Below are 1349 nucleotides of genomic sequence, written 5' to 3' on the forward strand. Positions count from 1 at the left end.
GCACCCCCTCGTACGCCGCCGGGTACGGCCGCGGGTCGCCGCTGTCGTGCAGGTTCCCGGCGGCGGCCACCACGACCACGTCCCGGTCGACCGCGTAGCCGATCGCGGCGCGCACGGCAGGGTGGTCCACGTACAACACGACGGAGAGGTTGAGGACGTCGGCGTCGTGGTCGACGGCCCAGCGGATGGCCCGGGCGAACTCCTCGGCGCTGACCGTGCGCCCGGACTCCCGCCCCGCGACGACCTGCTGCTCGCTCACCCGGACCGGCAGGATCCGGGCGCCCGGGGCCAGCCCCCGGAACGCGATCCCGGGCCGCGGCGCGGCGGCGATGATGCTGGCGACGCCGGTGCCGTGGCCGGCGCAGTCGCTGCTGCCGTCACCGCCCGGGTCGAGCAGGTCGGTGCCGTCGAGCACCCGGCCGGCGAGCTGCGGATGCCGCCGGTCCACCCCGGAGTCCACCACCGCCACCGTCACCCCCGCCCCGGTGGCCAGCGGCGACAGCCGCTCGGGGGCGTACCGCTGCTGGGGCCAGGGTGGCGCGGACACCGGCCGGACCGGGGCCGGCGGCGTCGCGCAGTCCGGCACGGCGGCCCGGGCGAGGAAAGGTCCGGCGGTGGCGGGGGTGGCCGGCGCGGTGGTCGCCAGGACGGCCGCGAGGGCCGCCAGGAGTGGGCGCGCGGGGGACCGGGACATCGACCGCCTCCGTATCGTGTCGACTCCGGAACGGGATGTTAGCGCCTTCTTCCAGAACCGGCGCACCGCCGCCAGCCTGCCATTGTGATCTTGTTACTACCTTGTAGGTTGTACGCGATGCCTATGGCCTGTTCGCGGGAGGAGGGGTGGCCGTGACCGGATGGGAGCCGGCCACCGAGGCCGAGGCCGCGTTGCGGGACGCGTTGCGCGCCAACGACCAGCAGCGATACTTCCGGATCCTGGCCCGTACCGACCTGCTGCTGCCGGTGCCCGAGCCGGCGTTGGGGCAGGCGTCGGGCTGGGGCACCTGGACCACCTCCGGCCGTACCCACGTGCTGGCCTTCACCTCCGCCGCCGCCATGCGCGCCTGCCTGGGCGAACATGCCGGCGCGAGCCGGTTGACCAGCTATCCCGACCTGGCCAGCGGCTGGCCCAACCACGAGTGGTGGCTGGCCGTCAATCCCGGCCTGCCGATCGAGGGTTACCTGCCGGCCTGGTACGTCGCGCAGCTCTCCCGGGGCGACGTCCGGCTGCCCGGCCGCACCATGGGGGCGCGGGCCCGGCTGGAGCGGGCGGAGACGCTCGCCCGGGCACGGGCCGCCGGCGCGGGAGACCCGCCCAGCGGCTCCCCGACGCCCTGTCCCTTATACACACC

Annotated in this window: 2 protein-coding genes; one reads left to right on the plus strand and one right to left on the minus strand. The window is 75.6% G+C overall.

All coding sequences use genetic code 11. From position 1 onward, the window contains the following. Window positions 1-694, minus strand: a 694-nt coding sequence (locus DLJ47_RS00055; RefSeq protein ID WP_146227981.1) for a S8 family serine peptidase, incomplete at its 3' end; no start/stop codon positions are given. A 152-nt stretch (window positions 695-846) separates the two neighbouring features. On the opposite strand from DLJ47_RS00055, the gene DLJ47_RS00060 reads away from it, so the two are divergent. Continuing rightward, a partial coding sequence (locus tag DLJ47_RS00060) for an SseB family protein (RefSeq protein WP_146227982.1) occupies window positions 847-1349 on the plus strand: 503 nt, incomplete at its 3' end.

Source organism: Micromonospora sp. S4605 (assembly GCF_003176715.1).
Classification (GTDB): Bacteria; Actinomycetota; Actinomycetes; order Mycobacteriales; family Micromonosporaceae; genus Micromonospora; species Micromonospora echinaurantiaca.